Below are 18,312 nucleotides of genomic sequence, written 5' to 3'. Positions count from 1 at the left end.
CCTGATACCGATATTTGCGTATTCGAGCCAGTAAAGGCATACGGTCACCGGGCCGGTTTCCACCTCGCGGATCTGCGTGGCGAGCCGGCCGTGGTTCCCCGGGGGGATCAACGGAAGTAGGTCGTGTGCCGTCCATGGCGTCCCTCCAGATGCGGGCGCCGGCCCGCTCCGCCCGCCCGGCGGTGGTCCGGCGGGTGGGTGGGTGGCCGCGATAGAAATCGGTCACTGCGAAAGCTACGTCCGAGGGGCTAGCACGACAAGGAGGCGTTACGGATACGTTACATACCGGCTTCCAGGAGTGAAGGACCTGCCTCTCTTTGCTGATAAGTCGGATTTGCGGAGTGATCACGCGCACCATTGACCGCTCACAGGCGGCGCTCCTAGGTTAGAAACCGTTCACTATGGAATGGAGGGCTTCCCCTGTGTCCCGACGTCCCAAGGCGCTGTTCGCCATGCACGAGAGACATCTCGCCCTGCTCTTCCCGGCGCCCCTGCTGCGGCGGCTGGACACGCTGGCCGACATCGACGTGACCCTGGTCGCCGAGCGCTTCGACGACCCGCGCCTGGACCTGGCCGGCACCGAGGTGCTCATCACCGGCTGGGGCTGCCCTCCACTCGACGAGGCGGTGCTGGCCGCCGCCCCCCGCCTGCGCGCCGTGCTGCACGCGGCCGGCTCGGTCAAGGGCCTGGTCACCCCCGCCGGCTGGGAGCGCGGCCTGCTGGTCTCCTCGGCCGCCGCGGCCAACGCCGTCCCGGTGGCGGAGTACACCGTCGGCGCGATCCTGCTGGCCGGCAAGGGGGTCTTCGCGCTCAGCGAGCGCTACCGGCGCGAACGCGGCTTCACCCTGGCCGCGATCGAGCCAGGAGTCGGCAACAACGGCCGCCGGGTCGGCGTCGTCGGGGCCTCCCGCATCGGCCGCAAGGTGCTCGACCTGCTGACCCCGTACGACCTGGACCTCTGCGTGTACGACCCCTACACCCGGGTGCCCGGCGCGCGGCACGTGTCGCTGGAGGAGCTGCTGCGGCGCAGCGACATCGTCAGCCTGCACGCCCCCGCCACCCCCGAGACCCACCACATGCTCGACCGCGCGCGGCTCGCGCTGATGCCGGACGGCGCGGTGCTGATCAACACCGCCCGCGGGTCGCTCGTCGACACCGACGCGCTGGTCGCCGAGCTGGCGTCGGGGCGGCTGTCGGCGATCCTCGACGTCACCGAGCCCGAGCCGCTGCCGCCGGCCTCTCCGCTGTTCGACCTGCCCAACGTCTTCCTCACCCCGCACATCGCCGGCTCGCACGGCAACGAGCTGTCGCGGATGGGCGCCGCCGTCCTGGACGAGCTGGAACGGCTGGCCGGCGGGCTGCCGCTGGCGCACCAGGTGACCCACGACGAGCTGGACCGGGTGGCCTGATGAGATGCCGAGCGGATCACGCTGGCCGTAGACTGCGGGCGGGTAGACGCCGCCCGAGACGGCGCGCGCCCCCGGAGATCGGGGCCCTCCGCGTCACCACGCACGCCCCCTGCTCCGCAGTACCGCTCCGCCCGTCGAGAACCCTTGTCGAGAACCGTGGAAGGCCGGCCTTGTCGCGAAGAGCGAGCACCGACGACGAGCACGTCACCATCCGCGACGTGGCCGCGCGCGCGGGCGTCTCGGCCACCACGGTGTCCCGCGTGATCAAGGGCGACTACCCGGTCGCCGCCTCCACCAAGGCGCGGGTGCTGCGCGCGATGCGCGAGCTCGACTACGTGGTCAACGTCCACGCCCGCGCCCTGTCCGGCGAGGGCACGAAGATGGTCGCGTTCGTGCTGGAGGACGTCACGGGGCCGTCGTTCGCCTACGTCGCGAGGGGCGTCGAGCAGCAGGCCACCGCCGAGGGCCGGTTGTGCATGGTGTGCACCACCCACGGCGACCCGGCCCGTGAGCTGGCCGTCGTCGAGGCCATGCGCGAGCAGCGGGCCGACGCGGTGATCCTGGTGGGCGGCGGCTCCCTCGACGACGCCTACGTCGAGCGCATGACCCATTTCGCCCACGCCCTGGACAAGGCGGGCTCGCGGCTGGTGCTGTGCGGCCGGCCGCCGCTCGGGGTGGACGTGCCCACCACCGTGGTCGAGTACGACAACGAGGGCGGCGCCTTCGCGATGACCAGCTATCTGCTGTCGCAGGGGCACCGGACCATCGCCCTGCTGGGCGCCGACGCGCCGGACCACGCCAGCACGACCAAACGTGACCGGGTCCGCGGGTTCGTCCGCGCCCATGAGGCGTTCGGCGTCCCGCACGACCCCGCGCTGCTGATCCCGTCCGGGTTCGACCGCGCCGACGGCTACGAGCAGACGAAGCGCCTGCTGTCCCTGGGCTCCTCCTTCACCGCGGTCTTCGCCGCCACCGACATGGTGGCCATCGGGGTGGTGGCCGCCCTGCGCGAGGCCGGGCTCAGCGTGCCGGACGACGTGTCGGTGGCGGGCTACGACGACATCCCGTTCGCGGCCGACATGTCACCGGGGCTCACCACGGTGCGCATCCCCACCGAGGAGCTGGGGCGCACGGCGGTGCGGCTCGCCCTGCACCGGGAGGAACGCCAGCACGTGGTGCTCGGCACGCACATCGTGGTCCGCGACTCCGTCCGGCCGCCCGCGCGGCGTCCCGTGGAGGGCCGGGGGGCCGCTTCACACCGGTGAGCGGGCGGGTCAGCCCATCTCCTCCAGCGGCCGGCCCTTGGTCTCCTTCACCCACCTGGTGACGAAGAGGAACGACAGGACGGCGAAGAACGAGTACATGGCGTAGGTGAGCGGCAGGTTCCAGTCCCCCAGCGCCGGGAACGACACCGTGATCGCCCAGTTGGCGATCCACTGGGCCGCGGCGGCCACGCCGAGGGCGGCGGCGCGGATCCGGTTGGGGAACATCTCCCCCAGCAGGACCCAGACCACCACACCCCACGACAGGGCGAAGAACAGCACGAACACGTTGGCCGCGACCAGCGCGATGAGGCCCTGCGTGTCCGGCAGCGAGACCGCCCCGTTCACCGTGCGGGCGAAGCTGAACGCCCAGGCGGCGGTGCCCAGCGAGACCGCCATGCCGGCCGAGCCGATCAGCAGCAGCGGCTTGCGCCCGATGCGGTCGACGAGGGCGATCGCGATGAACGTGCCGATGATGTTGATGACCGAGCTGGAGAAACTGATCAGCAGGGAGTTGGCCTGGGTGACGCCGACCGACTGCCACAGCACCGTCGAGTAGTAGAAGATCACGTTGATGCCGACGAACTGCTGGAAGACCGACAGGATGATGCCGACCCACACGATCCCCAGCAGCCCGAGCGCGGGACCGCGCAGGTCCTTCATCGTGGGCCGGCGCTCGGTGCGCAGCACGTGCTGGATCTCGTGGACGCGGTCGTCGATGTTGACGCCGGAGCCCTCGACCTCCTGCAGCACCCGCCGGGCCTGCTCGGTGCGGCCCGCCATGATCAGGTAGCGGGGCGACTCGGGGATCGTCGAGGCGAACAGCAGGTAGAGCAGGGCCGGCACGACGCAGGCGCCGAGCATCCACTGCCACGCCTGGAGCCCCCACAGCGGGTTGTTCACGTTGCCGCCCGCCACCCGCGCCAGCGCGTAGTTGACGAGCTGCGACACGGCGATGCCGAGCACGATCGCGAGCTGCTGGAACGACCCCAGCCGGCCTCGGTAGGCGGGCGGCGCCACCTCCGCGATGTACGCCGGCCCGAGCACCGAGGCCATGCCGATGGCCACGCCCGCGAGGAGCCGCCACACCCCGAGGTCCCAGACGCCGAACGGCAGCATCTGCCCGATGGAGCTGATCGCGAACAGGATGGCCGCCACCTGCATCGTCCGCGTGCGCCCCCAGCGGTCGGCCAGGTTGCCCCCCACCCAGGCGCCGACGGCCGAGCCGAGCAGCGCGATGGCCACCACGATGCCGATCTCCACCGCCCCGACACGGAAGTACTTCTGGATGCCGACGACAGCGCCGTTGATCACGGCGCTGTCGTAGCCGAACAGGAACCCGCCTATGGCCGCCGCGGCGGTGATGAAGACGACATGTCCCAGGTTCTCTTGATGAGCGGGTGCAGCCATCGCGGTTCCTCCTTATGGAACCGGCATCTACCCCTCAGAAGGCACCTATACCGCCAGCCTTACGCAATCTTGACGTGGGGTCTCACAGCCAGCCCATGCGTTGCGCGGTGCGGATGGCCTCCAGCCGATTCTGCGCGTTGAGCTTGGTCATCGCGCTCGACAGGTAGTTGCGCACCGTCCCCTCGGTCAGGTGCAGCTCGCCCGCGATCCGCGCGATCGTCGCGCCGTCGCCCGCGAGGCGCAGCGCGTCGCGCTCCCGGTCGGTGAGGGGGCTGTCGCCGGCGGCCATCGCGGCGGCGGCCAGCTCGGCGTCGAGGTAGCGCCCGCCCGACTGGACCTTGCGGATCGCCATGGCCAGCTCCTCGGCGGAGGCGTCCTTGCCGAGGAAGCCGCTGACGCCGGCGGCCATCGCCCGCCGCAGGTAGCCGGGCCGGCCCAGGCTGGTCAGGATGACGATCTTGCACTGGGAGCTGATCTGCTCGGCGGCGCTCAGGCCGTCCATGCCGGGCATCTCGATGTCGAGCACGGCCACGTCCGGGCGGTGCTCGGTCACGGCGGCCAGCACCTGGTCGCCCCGGCCCACCTGGGCGACCACCTCGATGCCGTCCTCCAGGTCGAGCAGCGCGGCCAGGGCGCCGCGGATCAGGTGCTCGTCGTCGGCCAGCAGCACCCGCGTCGTCATCCCGCCGCCCCCTTCCCTGCCGCCGCCCGCTCGCGAGCCGCCGTCGTCGGCGCCGTCCTCGCGGTCATGCCGGCACCGCCGCGCGCAGCACGTAGGCGCCCTCGCGGGTGGGCGCGGCCTGCAGCGTGCCGCCCGCCGCGCTGACCCGCCGCGACAGGCCGCCGAGCCCGTCCGGCGCGTGGTCGCCCACCGGGCCGCTCACCCCGTCGTTGGACATCTCCAGCACTCCATCCTTGATCGTGATCGTGCAGCGCTCGGCCTTGCTGTGCTTGAGCACGTTCGTCGCGCCCTCCCGGACGACGGTCGCGAGCAGAGTGCGCGTCTCGGGCCCGAGCGCCACGGTGTCCGCGTCGACCGCGCAGCGCACTCCCGCCGCCTCCAGGACCGCCCGCACGCTGGCGAGCACCTCGTCGAGGTCGAGCGTGCGGTAGCTCTGCACGGTCGCGCGCACCTCGCGCAGCGCCTGCCGGGCCGCGTCACGCACCTCGTACATCCGCCCCGCCGCCGCCTCGGGGTCGGATCCGAGCAGGTCCTCGGCCCGCGCGGCGCCGGCCGAGATCTCGGACAGGCTCTGGCCGAGCAGGTCGTTGAGGTCGCGGGCGAACCTCAGACGCTCCTCGGACACGGCCAGCCGGGCCCTGGCCTCCTGCCCTTCATGGGCCTCCTTGGCCAGCCGCCACAGCCACAGGTTCGCGCCGATGCAACCCAGGACGAACGCGGTGATGACCGTCAGAATGACGGTGACGCCCCAGAGCACGCCGCCCCCGAACAGCGCCAGGTTCGCGCTGAACCCCACGACCGACACCACGGAAGCCGCGACGACGGTGCGCCGGCGCACGAACGGCAGCAGCATGCCCAGCCAGAGCACCGGCGCCCAGATCACCCAGCAGAGCGACAGCACGAGGGCGACCACGCCGGACACCCACAGCACGGCCGTGGGCCGGCTGCCGCCCCTGACCGCGCGGCGGAACGTCCGGGCGGCGAGCACGAAGAGGACGACCAGCAGCACGCTCACGGCGATCGCCGGCAGCGTCGCCATCAACCCTTTCTCCCAGCGCAGGTACAGCTCAAGGAGGCCGGTCAGGGACATCAGGTGGAGGGTGTCGGTGGAGTAGACGCAGAGCCACCGGATCTTGTCCAGCTTCGTCGCGCGTCCCCACCGTAACCGCCCGGCCCTCGTCCGCGCGGCACTCAACCAGCCGGCTCCCGCCCATCCGGTACGGACCCGCCCCGCCTGCCCGCTCACGCCCGCACCACCGCCTTCAGCACGAACTCGCCGGCGGGGTCGGGCCCGGCCGCGAACGTGCCGCCGGCGGCGGCCATCCGCTCCGCCAGGCCGCGCAGCCCGCTGCCGTCGCCCGGGTCGCCGACGACATGGACGCCGTCGTTGCGCATCTCCAGGGCGCCGTCGCGGATCGTGATCGAGCACCGCGTGGCAGCGCTGTGCTTGAGGACGTTCGTGGCCCCCTCGCGGACCGCCCAGGCGAGCAGCGCGCGGGCGGCGGGTGACAGGCCGGCGGTGGCGGCGTCGATCTCGCAGCGGGCGCCGGCCGCCTCCAGCGCGGCGCGCACCCCGTGGAGCTCCTCCTCCAGGTCGAGCGTCCGGTAGCCGTCCACGGCGAGCTGCACCTCCGCCAGCGCCTCCGCGGCCAGCCGCCGCACGTCGGCCATCTCCCGCGCCGCGTTGCCCTCGGCCCCGGCCCGGGTGGCCAGCTTGGCGGCCAGCTCGCTCTTCAGCGAGATCACCGACAGGCTGTGCCCGAGCAGGTCGTGCAGGTCACGGGCGAAGCGCAGCCGCTCCTCCGCCACGGCCAGGCTCGCCTTGGCCTCCTTGCCGTCGTAGGCGTCCCTGATCGTCCACCACAGCCACCGCCACAGCCACACGCCCCCGGCCATCACCACGGCCGTGAGCGCCTGGAGCAGCAGGACCGGCTGCCACGGCTGACGCGTGATGGGGACGACCGCGGCGGTCGTCAACACGACCACGACCGCGCCGGTGCAGACGGCCGCCCAGGCCCGCAGGTACAGCACCGCCGCCGACAGCCACAGGAACGTCACCATCGCCCACATCCCGTCGCCGGTACCGGCCGACACAGGCGGCAGCAGTGCCACCGCGCCCGCCGACAGCAGCCCCGCCGCCATCAGCCGGACGCTGGGTGCCGGGCGGGTGTCGAACGCCTCACGCAGCAGGAACGGGAAGAGCCCGCACACGCCGAGCAGGCAGCCGCCCGCGGCCAGAGCCTGCGGCACGGAGATCTTCCCCGCCACGGCCACCGTCAGCACCATGCCCACGAAGGCGAGCGCCAGCAGGGCGGCCACGCCGTCCATCCAGTAGATGAGGAGGTTCCGCGCCGTGCGCGCCTGGCCTGCCACCGCCCTCCCCCTCGCCGGCGAAGTCATCTTCACTTGCCGGAATCCTATAGTTCGGGAGCCGGTGCGGCATTGGGTACGCCAGGGGGCCGGTCAGGCGAGGGTGTGCGCGAGGACGCGGGCCACGGCGGGCTCCGGCTCGGTGCCGCGCAGGGACAGCCAGGCCAGGTCGTTGCGGGCGGCGAACGCGGCCAGCGCCCGGGCGTCGGTCTCGCTCAGGTCGGCGGCGCCGTCCAGGACGGGGGTGAGGGCGACCTGGTGCCACGCGCCGGCGGGGCCGTCCATCCCCTGTACCTTGGCGACCTGCCGGACGGCGGCGCGCACGGCCGACGCGACGCGGCGCAGCCTGCCAGGGGACGAACCGGACGGCTCGATCGCGGTCAGCAGGTTGACGGTGGCGATGTCGGCGCCGTACAGGCGGGTGAGGTGGAGCATGGCGACGTCGCGCTCGGCCAGGCCGTCCTCGTGGAGCGGCAGCGTGAACGTCACGGGCAGCGGTCGCTCCCGCTGGAGCAGCCGCAGGGCGCGCGCCCGGCGGACCACGGCGTCCCGGTCGGCGGCGTCACGCGCCTCCACCTCGAGGTACGCGGCGCCGAGCCGGGAGACGGCGGCGCCGTAGACGGCGGCCAGGCTCTCCGGGGTGGGGCAGGCGGCGGCGAGCTCGCGGCCCCGGGTCCCGCCGAGCACGAGGCCCGCGCCGCCCCCTTCGTCGCGCAACGCACGGATCTCCGCGACCAGCGCGCCGTCCGGCTCCGCCGCCCGGACCATCGAGGGAGCCGGGGAGGGGCTGGGCGAAGGCGCGGAGGGTGACGGGGTGGCCTCGGAGGACGGGTCCGGGGACGGGGTGGAGGAGGTGGTCCAGGCGGGGGTGCAGGCTCCGGGGCCGGCCACCAGGTGGGCGAGGGCGTACCAGCGCGCCCCGGTGAGCCGGGCGTCGTCGGCGAGGTCGAAGCCCGGGTCGCGGCCGGGCTCGGCGAAGCGGACGAACGACGCGGGCCCCGCCGCGGCGGGCGAGGGCGCCGCGGGCGGCCTTGGCCGGGCGAGCGCCGGGGAGATCGACGGCGGGACGAGGTCGGGCAGGGCGCGGGCCGGCAGCATCGTGATCGACACCCCTGTCACGCCCGCGAGCCCGAGCGCGGCCAGGAACGCCAGCGGACGCGGCAGCGTGCCGTCGTGCCGCGCGCGCCGTCCCCCGCACGCCCGCCCGCGAGGGGACGACCGCGTTGCGGAAGCGCCCGTCCCGGACAGCCGCGAGTCGGACGACCGCGGGCCGGACAGCCGCGAACCAGACATGCGCCACCCCGAGTCGTCGGCCGATCACACAGAGCGTTGACGGCGACGGTAGCAAGCCGGACGGCTTCGCCGGGGGCGTTCTCCGGATGCCGTCCGCTCTATGCCGATAATGGCGACATGAAGTTGCGGATCTTCACGGAGCCCCAGGAGGGCGCCACCTATGACGACCTGCTCGCCGTCGCCCAGGCGACCGAGCGGCTGGGCTTCGACGCGTTCTTCCGGTCCGACCATTACCTGCGCATCGGCGCCGGCGATCCGGGGCCGGGATCCACGGACGCGTGGCTCATGCTGGCCGGGCTGGCGCGGGAGACCTCCAGGATCAGGCTCGGCACGCTGGTGACCCCGGCCACGTTCCGGTTGCCGGGCCCGCTGGCGATCAGCGTCGCGCAGGTGGACCAGATGAGCGGCGGCCGGGTCGAACTGGGCCTCGGCACCGGCTGGTTCGACCGGGAGCACGCGGCGTACGGCATCCCGTTCCCGCCCACGCAGGAACGGTTCGGCCGGTTCGAGGAGCAGTTGGAGATCATCGACGGGCTCTGGACGTCCGACGGCCCGTACTCGTTCGAGGGCGCCTACTACCGGCTGGCCGACTCTCCCGCGCTGCCGAAGCCGGTGCAGCGCCCGCGCCCGCCGATCATCATCGGCGGTGTCGGCGCCAAGCGCACGCCCCGGCTGGCGGCGAAGTACGCCGACGAGTACAACGTGCCGTTCCACACGGTGGAGGAGACGGGCGCGGCGTACGACCGGGTACGGCGGGCGGCCGAGGAGACCGGGCGCACGCTCGTCCTGTCGGCCGCGCAGACCGTGTGCGTCGGCCGTGACCAGGCCGAGCTGGAGCGGCGCGCGGCGGCGATCGGCACGGACCTCGCGGAGCTGCGCCGGAAGGGGCTCGCCGGTACCCCGGCCGAGGTGCTGGACAAGCTGGGCCGGTTCGGGGAGCTGGGCGCCGATCGGGTGTACCTCCAGCTCATGGACCTGGCCGACGCCGACCACCTGGAGCTGATCGCCGCCGAGGTGCTGCCGCACGTCTGATCCGCGGGCGATCGTCACCGACATATCGGTTGGCGTGGTTCGTCCTGGACCGGCACACTTGGCGCGTGCTGCTGACGATCTCGACGACCGCGAGACCGGCGACCGACCTGGGCTTCCTGCTGCACAAGCATCCCGACCGGGTGCAGGAGTTCGGGCAGTCGTCCGGCAAAGCCACCGTGTTCTACCCGGAGGCGGGCGAGGAACGCTGCACCGCCGCCCTCCTCCTGGAGGTCGACCCGGTGACGCTGGCCCGCTCACGCGGGAAGGGCTCGCCGGACTTCAGCCTGTCGCAGTACGTCAACGACCGGCCCTACGCCGCCTCGTCGCTGCTGGCCGTCGCGCTCGCCGACGTGTTCCGCACCGCGCGGGCGGGGCGGTGCGCGGCCCGGCCGGAGCTGGCGGCCACGCCGTTGCCGCTGGAGGTGCGGCTGCCCGCGCTGCCCTGCCGGGGCGGCCCCGACCTGGCGCGCCGGCTGTTCGAGCCGCTCGGCTGGGAGGTGTCGGCGCACGCCGTGCCGCTCGACGAGGGGTTCCCCGAGTGGGGGGACTCGCGGTACGTGACGCTCCGCCTCACCGGGACCGTCCGGCTGGCCGACGCGCTCAACCACCTGTACGTGCTGCTGCCCGTGCTCGACGACGCCAAGCACTACTGGATCGCGCCCGACGAGGTGGACAAGCTCGTCCGGGCCGGCGAGGGCTGGCTCGGGGCGCATCCGGAGCGGACGCTGATCACGCGGCGCTACCTCGGCCGGCGGTGGACGCTGGCCCGTGCGGCGCTGGCGCGGCTGGCGGAGCTGGGCGACGAGACGGAGGAGGCGCTGGAGCCGGCCATCCCGGAGGAGCCCTCCGCCACGGCCCCGGACTCCCCCGCCACGCCGGACGACCCGGCTCCTGACGCCGGGGAGGCGCAGGACGCCGAGCCGGAGGAGGCTCCGGCCGCCGAGGCGGAGCCCGCCGGGCCGCGGTCGCTCAGCGGGAAGCGGCGCGAGGCCGTGCTGCGCACCCTGGAGGAGCTGGGCGCGACCAGCGTCATCGACCTCGGCTGCGGTCAGGGCGAGCTGGTCGGCGAGCTGCTGGCCCGGCCCCGTTTCGCCCGCGTGGGCGGCATGGACGTCTCCCCCATGGCCCTGACCATCGCCGCGCGCAAGCTGAAGCTGGAGCGCATGCCGGCCACGCGGCGCGAGCGGCTGACCCTGTTCCAGGGGGCGCTCACGTACACCGACAAGCGGCTGACCGGCTACGACGCGGCCGTGCTCATGGAGGTGATCGAGCACGTGGACCCGCCGCGCCTGGCCGCGCTGGAGCGGGTGGTGTTCGGCCACGCCCGGCCCCAGCACGTGCTCGTCACCACCCCGAACATCGAGTACAACGTGCGCTACGAGTTCCTGACCGGGCTGCGCCACCCCGACCACCGCTTCGAGTGGACGCGGGCGGAGTTCGCGGCGTGGGCCTCGGACGTGGCCGCCCGCCACGGCTACACCGTCGCCCTGTTACCCGTGGGCGAGGACGACCCCGAGGTGGGCCCGCCGACGCAGATGGGAGTGTTCACCCGTGATCAGCGTTCCTGAGCTGTCCCTGGTGGTGCTGGTCGGGGTGTCGGGCAGCGGGAAGTCGACGTTCGCCGCCCGGCACTTCGGGCCGACCCAGGTCATCTCGTCCGACTACTGCCGCGGCCTGGTCTCCGACGACGAGAACGACCAGGCGGCGACTCCGGCGGCGTTCGAGCTGCTCCACCACATCGTGGGCGTGCGCCTGTCGCGCGGCCTGCTGACCGTGGTGGACGCGACGAACGTCCAGTACGGCGCCCGCAAGGCGCTCATCGACCTGGCCAGGCGGCACGACGTGCTGGCCGACGCCATCGTGCTCGACGTGCCCGAGGAGACGGCGATCGAGCGCAACGCCGCCCGTCCCGACCGCGACTTCGGGCCGGGCGTGGTGATCCGGCAGCGCAAGGAGCTGCGCCGCTCCCTGTCGAAGATCTCCAGGGACGGCTTCCGCAAGGTTCACGTGCTGCGCGGGCTCGACGCCGTCGAGAACGCCTCGGTGACGTACGAGAAGGCGTGGACCGACAAGCGGGAGCTGACGGGCCCGTTCGACATCATCGGCGACGTGCACGGCTGCCGCGCCGAGCTGGAGGAGCTGCTCGCGCGGCTCGGCTGGCAGGGGCCGCGGCACCCGGAGGGGCGCACGGCGGTGTTCGTCGGCGACCTGGTGGACCGCGGCCCCGACACGCCGGGTGTGCTGCGGCTGGTCATGGACATGGTCGAGGCGGGCACGGCGCTGTGCGTGGCCGGCAACCACGAGCAGAAGCTGGTGCGCGCGCTCAACGGCCGCAACGTCAGGACCACGCACGGCCTCCAGGAGTCGCTGGACCAGCTCGCCGCGCAGCCGCCGGAGTTCCGGGAGCGGGCGCGGGCGTTCATGGACGGGCTGATCAGCCACTACCAGCTCGACGGCGGCCGGCTGGTCGTCGCGCACGCCGGCCTGAAGGAGGCCTACCACGGGCGCGCGTCCGGCCGGGTCCGCTCGTTCGCCCTGTACGGGGAGACGACGGGCGAGACCGACGAGTACGGCCTGCCGGTGCGCTACCCGTGGGCCGACGACTACCGGGGGCGGGCCATGGTCGTCTACGGCCACACCCCGACCGTGCGGCCCGAATGGGTCAACAACACGATCTGCCTCGACACGGGCTGCGTGTTCGGCGGCGAGCTGACCGCGCTGCGCTACCCGGAGCGTGAGCTGGTGCGGGTGCCGGCCCAGAAGGTCTGGTACGAGCCGGTCAAGCCGCTCGGCGGCCCGCAGGGCTCGGCGCGTGAGCCGGGCATGCTGGACATCGACGACGTGCGGGGCACCCGGTACGTCGAGACCCGCTTCGGTCCCCGGGTCAAGGTGATGGAGGAGAACGCCGCCGCCGCGCTGGAGGTGATGAGCCGGTTCGCGGTGGACCCGCGCTGGCTGGTCTACCTGCCTCCGACGATGGCGCCGCCGGAGACGTCCACGCTCGACGGCTACCTGGAGCACCCGGCCGAGGCGTTCGCGGAGTTCGCCGCCGCCGGGGTCGGCGAGGTCGTGTGCGAGGAGAAGCACATGGGCTCGCGGGCCGTGGCCGTCCTCGCGCGGACGCCGGAGGTGGCGCGCGAGCGGTTCGGCGTCACGGACGGGAGCACGGGCGCCGTCTACACGCGTACCGGCCGGCCGTTCTTCGCCGACAACGGGCCGCTCGTGGACCGGCTGCGGGAGGCGTGCGCGCCGCTGTGGGCGGAGCTCGGCTCCGACTGGGTGGTGCTCGACTGCGAGCTGCTGCCCTGGTCGGCCAAGGCGGGCGAGCTGATCAGAACCCAGTACGCCTCGGTGGGCGCGGCGGCGCGGGTGGCGCTGCCCGAGGCCGTGTCGGCCCTGGAAGCGGCGGCCGGGCGCGGACTGGATGTGGGCGGACTGCTGTCGCGCACCCGGCGCCGCTCCTCCAACGCTGCCCTGTTCCGCGACGCCTACGCCCGCTACTGCTGGCCGGTCGACGGGCTGGACGGGGTGCGGGTGGCGCCGTTCCAGATTCTCGCCTGCGAGGGGCGGGCCGCGGCGCTGGAGCCGCACGCCTGGCACCTGTCCACGCTGGCGCTGCTGGACTCGCCGCTGATCACGCACACGCGCCACCGGTTCGTGTCTCTGGACTCGGAGGAGTCGCGGGCCGGGGCGGTGGCCTGGTGGGAGTCGCTGACGGCCGAGGGCGGCGAGGGCATGGTGGTCAAGCCCGCCGCGTACACGCCGGGGCGGGTCCAGCCGGGGGTGAAGGTCCGGGGACGCGAGTACCTGCGCATCATCTACGGGCCCGACTACACGGAGTCGCTGGACGTGCTGCGCAGGCGCTTCCTCGGCAAGAAGCGGTCGATGGCGCTGCGGGAGTACGCGCTGGGGCTGGAGGCCCTGTCCCGGCTGTGCGAGGGGGAGCCGGCCTGGCGCGTCCACGAGCCGGTCTTCGCGGTCCTCGCCCTCGAGTCGGAGCCGGTGGACCCGCGCCTGTAGGACGCGTCCTGCCCGAGGGCCCGACTGGTCCGCGCGCTGGCGCGCCCTCGCCGCGGAGCGCCAGAACCCCATGCGCGCCTACACCGCCCGCCGGGTGCGCCCCGAGGCGGGCGAGGTGGACGTGGAGGTGGTTGTGCGCGGCGAGCTCCTGCCCCCCGCCGTCCGCGCCGCCGCCGACCGGCTGCCGCCGCCCGTCTCTCACCGGTGGGAGGCGTTCCAGGACGTGGACGTCGACGCCGAAGAGCTCTGGGAGGTCCCCGAGGAGGAGCCGGAGGCCCGGCAGCCGCTGTACGCGTGGCTTGAGGTCCGGGGCGGCGGAGGTCAGGGGCGGGGGCACCACTCCTGGACCGCCTCGACGATGTCGGCGGCCTGCTGCCTGGTCACGTCGGTGAAGCGTTCCTGGGCGTCGCTCACCAGCTCCCTCCCCGGCTTGCCGCGCCGGATGTCGAGGCAGGTGGCGCGGGCCCGGCTCATCGCCGTGCCCTCCTCGGGCACCAGCCACGGGGCGATGTCCTCGAGCCGGTCCAGGAACGCGGCGCGCTGCCCCGGGCCAGGGCTCGGCTCCCGCATCGGTCCGGAACCGTCTCCGGCGGCGAGCGGGGCCTGCATGGCGGCGTGTCCCGCGTTCCGGGGAGGGAGCGGCTGCGGGCCTTCGGAGGCGACGAGCCCGGCCACGACCAGGGCGACGCTCACGCCGCCGACGAGCGCGGTCCCGGCCAGCGCGAGAATCCGTCTCCCACCCGGCCGGCCACCCGCCTCGCCCCGGACGCCCTCGGCTTCACCTTGCCGCGCGCTCATCTCGGGGAGCCCTGGGTGAGGCGGTGGGGAGGTCTGCGGCTGGGGAGGTTGCGGCTGGGGGCGCATGTTGCGCACGGTACGCCCCACATGACCACCGTCGTCCGTTTTTCTCCCAGATGGATGACCGAAACATTGATAAACGGCTATCCCTTAATCGGGAGCCATCGTTGGAGGTCACGTCCGCCACCCATCCGGGGACGCGAGCGAGCCGGGGGTACGCCCGGTGGGGCCGCGGGCCGTACGGGTGAGCTTCGGGCTCCGTCTTGATCCGAGCGAATCAGGCGAAAAGCAGGGGTGGCGGCCAGAACGACGTCCGGCGTCAGCGGCCGGACGTCGCGAGCTGGAAATGCCAGACGACCATCGCGGGCGCGTCGCCGTGGGCGGCCCGCGCGGCCTCCGGCACCAGGCCGGTCAGGGACCAGGGCCAGACGTCCCAGACCTCGGCCACCTCGGCCGAGGAGGAGGCGGCCGTAGGGGGCGCCTCGGCCGCGGAAGGCGTATCGGCGAGCCTCGGCTCCTCACAGCGGCGCACCTGCAGCCCTGCCGTCAGGGCGGCGCGCAGGTAGTCGCCGACCGTGTGACGGTAGGTGGCGATCCGGCCCGGCCGCCCGTCCGCCAGCCGTACGGGCGGGACGAAGCCCCGCGCCACCCCCTCGGGATGCATGTCAGAGACCACCAGATGCCCCCCGGGACGCAGGACCCGGGCGAACTCGGCCATCGCCGGCCCGAGTGACGGGACGTGCGTCAGCGCCAGGGAGCAGACCACGAGGTCCACGGAGTCGTCGGGCACCGGCAGGTCGCCCAGGTCGCCGAGCGAGAACACGCCCTGTGGCACCCGGGCGCGCGCCCGCGCGAGCATGTCCGGCGAGCCGTCCACGCCGAGGACCCGGTGGCCACGCCGGGCCAGGGACGCCGCGACCCGGCCGGTGCCGCAGGCCGCGTCCAGCGCGTCGCCCGCGGGAAGGCCGTCGAGGATCCGCCCGACGACGGGCTCCTCGATGTCGAACAGGCCGTTGGGCCCGTCGTAGGTGCCGGACCAGATGCGGTATCCCTCGGGGGCGCCCACGTTCGCCACCTCGACGGCCGCGCCCGCCAGCGCCTCGTCGTCGAGAAGCTTACGAATCTCGGCCAGTCGTGCCTCCACGAAGTCGCGGCCGAACTCACCCCTGAAGGAGCGCAGCAGCGCGACCCCCTCGACGCCGAGCAGGTAGGCCAGAGGATGTTCGTAGATCACGGCGCGACCCTAACGACACCCGTCCCTGGGACGCCATCCGATTTTCACCGCTGCACCGGGCCCACCAGGAGCGGGCCGCTCAGCATGCGCGGCGTGGGCACGACACCGGTGATCCTCGCCGCCAGGTGGAACGACCGGGCGACCGCGGTCGCGTAGAGGTCGTTCCAGTCCTCGCCTCCGGTCGTCGGCCCCAGGGGAAGGCCGACCTCCCGCATGAGCCCGTTGAGCCGATCCGGATCACTGCCCGACCGCATGTCCGGCATGTAGGGGTTGAAGCAGGTGACGGTCTCGCCGTCGACTGCGTAGGCGACATGGTGGTTGGCGTAGTCGTGGCGTAAGACGGTCACCACTTCACCACCGGAGGAGAGCCTCGCCAGGGTGTCTCCGCGGGCAGCCTTCCCGCCGTACAGTTCGAGGGCCACGCACCAGTCGCCGGCCTGGACGACTCCCACGTGTCCACCGCCCAGGGCGCCGCCGTACCTGTCGCCGAACTCGAACGCCGCGTGACCGTACTCGTCCAGGCTCATCACCCGCCCCTGAAGCGACTCTTGGGGCGCCCCCTGTCGCGCCTCCGGCGTCGCGAAACGGCGCAACACCTCGGCCGGTTCCAGTCCACGGAGGAAGGACAAACAGAAGATCTCATCGAACAGGTTGTCCTTGTGCCCCGCCGGAACCGCGAGCCAGCGGTACGGGGCGAGCAGGTCGGTCGCCATCGCCACTCCTTGATCGTTTCGGCGATGGTGCCCGACAGCACCGACAATCCGGCCGGTGGAGGGCGCGGCCCGCATCCTGTCCGCGTGAGCGCGCTAGGCGGGCCGTGCCCCCTCCAGCTGTTCGACGCAGCGCGCCAGCAGGGCGATCAGGGTCTCGCGCTCCTCGTCGCTGAAGGCGCCGGCGAGCCCGCGTTCGACGCGTACGGCGTTGGCGTCGGCCGCGGCCATCACCTGCGCGCCCTTGGCGGTGAGCCGCGTCTCCAGGATGTTCTTGTGCCACTCGTGCGGCGTCCGTTCGATCAGGCCCTGCTCCTGGAGGTTCCTGAGGACGGTGTTCATGGTGGGCGGCGTCACGCCGCACGCCCGGGCGAGCGCGGCGGCCGAGATGCCCGGGTTCTCCGCGAGGTGGAGCAGCGCCGCGTACTGGGGCACGGTCAGTCCGGCGGGCCTCAGCGCGGCGTTCTTGGCCGCGTTGAGCGCCTGCTCCGCGCGCTTGACGTGGAAGCCCAGGCGCTCGGAAACGGGCATCGAGGTCATCTCCGCATGGTAACCACCCTACGCAGCCGACGTTGACAGAGATTAGAACTCTAATTATCGTGCGTACTCGTTCTAATGATCTAACCCTTATGGGAGAGTCATGCCTTCCCTCAGTAGAGTCGCCGTCGTGGCGGGGGCGACCTTGGTCGTGGCGTTCTCCGGCGGCGCCCCCGTGGCCGCGGCCGGCACCGCCGCGCCGGTCTCCGCCCCGGCCGCGACCGTCTCCACCGCCTTCGAGCTGCCCGGCGCCCGGGTCTACCCCGAAGGCATCACCGCCGATCCGCGCACCGGCGACCTGTACGCCGGCTCCTACACCGACGGCGCCGTGTTCCGCATGACGCCCGGGCGGCGGGTCGCCGAGACCTTCCTGCCGGCCGGCGCCGACGGCCGGCACACCGCCAACGGCCTGGAGGCCGACCGCGCCGGCCGGTTGTGGGTCACCGACTCCACCAGCGGCGTCACCGTCTACGACATGCGCACCCGCGCGCCGCTCGCCCGCTTCGAGGTCCAGGGGGACGAGCCGACGTTCGTCAACGACGTCGCCATCGCGCCGGACGGCGCCGCCTACCTCACCGACAGCGCACGGGCCGTCGTCTATCGGGTCACCCCCCGCCAGCTCGCCCGGGCCCGCGGCGGCAGCGCGCCGCTCACGCCGTACGCGGATCTGAGCGACGCGGGCGCCCCGGGCGCGCCCGGCACGTTCACGCTGAACGGGATCGTCGCCGACCCCGCCGGCCGCTACCTGCTGACGGCGGACATGACGGGCGGCGGCCTCTACCGCGTCGACCTCGCCACCCGTGCCGTCCGGAAGGTCACGCTGGAGGGAGGCGACATGCTGCACGCCGACGGGCTGGAGCTGCGCGGCGCGACGCTGTGGGCGGTGCACAACACCGTCGACACGATCAGCCGCTGGCGGGTGACCCGCGACGGCACGGCGGCACGGGCCGAGCGGCGGCTGACCGACCAGGCCCTCCAGCTCCCGACCACGCTGACGTGGCACCGGGACGGCCTGTACGTCGTGCGTTCGCAGTTCGACAAGGGCGGCCCGATGGGCGACGGCACGCCGAGCCTGCCCTTCTCCGTCGCACTGGTGCGCGGGCTCTAGCTCACCCGCGGACGAGCAGCGCCACGCACTCCACGTGGTGAGTCTGGGGGGAAGGCGTCGAACGCGCGCAGGTCGGCCGGCTCGTAGCCCCGCTCGCCCAGCCACGCCACGACCGCGGGCCGACGAGGGGTTCCCGAGCGCGGCGAGCACGCGTCGCACCACGGCGGCGCCGAGCGGGACGACCTCCGGCGCCGGACGCGGCAGCCCACAGGTCGAGGAACAGGGCTGGGCATCTCCCCCTTCCTGTTCCCCGGCTACTTCCGCCCCCTGACCCTGTCGTGGCCGGCCGGGGCGGGCGCGCTGGTGGCGCCGAGCAGGGCGGCGCAGGGCGTGGTGGGCGTACTGGTCCTCGCACCGGCGGTCCGGGCGGCCGGCGGATGGGGCGCCGCCGCGCTCATACCGCGGAACCCGCCCCCCACCACCACGAGGTGCGGCACGCGAGCCCCG

General features: G+C 73.4%; 16 protein-coding genes and 1 pseudogene. 7 read left to right on the top strand and 10 right to left on the bottom strand.

What is annotated here, in order from left to right:
* Nucleotides 1-422 precede the first annotated feature (422 nt).
* Both AB0H81_RS36215 and AB0H81_RS36210 read left to right on the top strand, forming a co-directional pair.
* A complete protein-coding gene (locus AB0H81_RS36215; RefSeq protein ID WP_358384141.1) occupies nt 423-1,409 on the top strand; it encodes a hydroxyacid dehydrogenase in 987 nt (328 codons plus the stop codon).
* A gap of 170 nt (nt 1,410-1,579) precedes the next feature.
* Nucleotides 1,580-2,674: a LacI family DNA-binding transcriptional regulator gene (locus tag AB0H81_RS36210; protein ID WP_358384137.1), complete on the top strand. Its 1,095-nt coding sequence runs from the start codon at nt 1,580-1,582 to the stop codon at nt 2,672-2,674.
* A 9-nt stretch (nt 2,675-2,683) separates the two neighbouring features.
* Here AB0H81_RS36210 and AB0H81_RS36205 read toward each other — a convergent pair whose 3' ends face one another.
* The 5 genes from AB0H81_RS36205 to AB0H81_RS36185 all read right to left on the bottom strand — a co-directional run bounded on the left by AB0H81_RS36205 (nt 2,684) and on the right by AB0H81_RS36185 (nt 8,426).
* Complete coding sequence (locus AB0H81_RS36205; protein WP_358384134.1) at nt 2,684-4,081, bottom strand: sugar porter family MFS transporter; 1,398 nt, start codon at nt 4,079-4,081, stop codon at nt 2,684-2,686.
* 82 nt (nt 4,082-4,163) lie between these two features.
* Nucleotides 4,164-4,763 carry a response regulator transcription factor gene (locus AB0H81_RS36200; RefSeq protein WP_253774812.1) on the bottom strand — a complete coding sequence of 200 codons (600 nt, stop codon included), beginning with the start codon at nt 4,761-4,763 and terminating at the stop codon, nt 4,164-4,166.
* 64 nt (nt 4,764-4,827) lie between these two features.
* Complete coding sequence (locus AB0H81_RS36195; RefSeq protein WP_358384131.1) at nt 4,828-6,009, bottom strand: histidine kinase; 1,182 nt, start codon at nt 6,007-6,009, stop codon at nt 4,828-4,830.
* Nucleotides 6,006-7,136, bottom strand: a complete 1,131-nt coding sequence (locus AB0H81_RS36190) for a histidine kinase (protein WP_358384128.1) — start codon at nt 7,134-7,136, stop codon at nt 6,006-6,008. The genes AB0H81_RS36195 and AB0H81_RS36190 overlap by 4 nt, the downstream gene beginning before the upstream one ends.
* Nucleotides 7,137-7,226: 90 nt before the next feature.
* A complete protein-coding gene (locus AB0H81_RS36185; RefSeq protein ID WP_358384125.1) occupies nt 7,227-8,426 on the bottom strand; it encodes a hypothetical protein in 1,200 nt (399 codons plus the stop codon).
* A gap of 117 nt (nt 8,427-8,543) precedes the next feature.
* On the opposite strand from AB0H81_RS36185, the gene AB0H81_RS36180 reads away from it, so the two are divergent.
* The 4 genes and pseudogenes from AB0H81_RS36180 to AB0H81_RS36165 all read left to right on the top strand — a co-directional run.
* Nucleotides 8,544-9,458 carry an LLM class F420-dependent oxidoreductase gene (locus AB0H81_RS36180; protein ID WP_358384122.1) on the top strand — a complete coding sequence of 305 codons (915 nt, stop codon included), beginning with the start codon at nt 8,544-8,546 and terminating at the stop codon, nt 9,456-9,458.
* A gap of 65 nt (nt 9,459-9,523) precedes the next feature.
* Nucleotides 9,524-11,026 (top strand): 3' terminal RNA ribose 2'-O-methyltransferase Hen1, encoded by a 1,503-nt coding sequence (locus tag AB0H81_RS36175; RefSeq protein WP_358384119.1) that lies wholly within the window; start codon nt 9,524-9,526, stop codon nt 11,024-11,026.
* The gene (locus AB0H81_RS36170) at nt 11,010-13,478 is read left to right on the top strand and encodes a polynucleotide kinase-phosphatase (RefSeq protein ID WP_358384117.1); all 2,469 of its coding nucleotides are present in this window, start codon (nt 11,010-11,012) and stop codon (nt 13,476-13,478) included. The genes AB0H81_RS36175 and AB0H81_RS36170 overlap by 17 nt, the downstream gene beginning before the upstream one ends.
* A gap of 31 nt (nt 13,479-13,509) precedes the next feature.
* Nucleotides 13,510-13,614, top strand: a pseudogene (locus tag AB0H81_RS36165) (siderophore-interacting protein); the annotation flags it as partial.
* Nucleotides 13,615-13,799: 185 nt separating this feature from the next.
* Here AB0H81_RS36165 and AB0H81_RS36160 read toward each other — a convergent pair.
* The 4 genes from AB0H81_RS36160 to AB0H81_RS36145 form a co-directional block, all read right to left on the bottom strand.
* A complete protein-coding gene (locus AB0H81_RS36160) occupies nt 13,800-14,276 on the bottom strand; it encodes a DUF732 domain-containing protein (RefSeq protein ID WP_358384114.1) in 477 nt (158 codons plus the stop codon).
* A gap of 319 nt (nt 14,277-14,595) precedes the next feature.
* Nucleotides 14,596-15,510 (bottom strand): methyltransferase domain-containing protein, encoded by a 915-nt coding sequence (locus tag AB0H81_RS36155; RefSeq protein ID WP_358384111.1) that lies wholly within the window; start codon nt 15,508-15,510, stop codon nt 14,596-14,598.
* 44 nt (nt 15,511-15,554) lie between these two features.
* On the bottom strand, nt 15,555-16,223 hold the full coding sequence (locus AB0H81_RS36150) for a DUF6461 domain-containing protein (protein WP_358384108.1): 669 nt from the start codon (nt 16,221-16,223) through the stop codon (nt 15,555-15,557).
* 93 nt (nt 16,224-16,316) lie between these two features.
* Entirely contained in the window at nt 16,317-16,760 is a 444-nt protein-coding gene (locus AB0H81_RS36145) for a MarR family transcriptional regulator (protein WP_358384105.1), read from the bottom strand.
* Between the two features lie 100 nt (nt 16,761-16,860).
* Here AB0H81_RS36145 and AB0H81_RS36140 point away from each other — a divergent pair, with 100 nt between their 5' ends.
* On the top strand, nt 16,861-17,865 hold the full coding sequence (locus AB0H81_RS36140) for a hypothetical protein (protein ID WP_358384102.1): 1,005 nt from the start codon (nt 16,861-16,863) through the stop codon (nt 17,863-17,865).
* A 254-nt stretch (nt 17,866-18,119) separates the two neighbouring features.
* On the opposite strand, the gene AB0H81_RS36135 is transcribed toward AB0H81_RS36140, so the two are convergent.
* Nucleotides 18,120-18,312, bottom strand: a 193-nt coding sequence (locus AB0H81_RS36135) for a hypothetical protein (RefSeq protein ID WP_358384099.1), incomplete at its 5' end; no start/stop codon positions are given.

Origin of the sequence: Nonomuraea sp. NPDC050691 (genome assembly GCF_040654455.1) — a bacterium.
Lineage (GTDB): Bacteria > Actinomycetota > Actinomycetes > Streptosporangiales > Streptosporangiaceae > Nonomuraea.
Note: the sequence above shows the minus strand (reverse complement) of the source record. Positions and strands in the feature narration are given on the sequence as shown.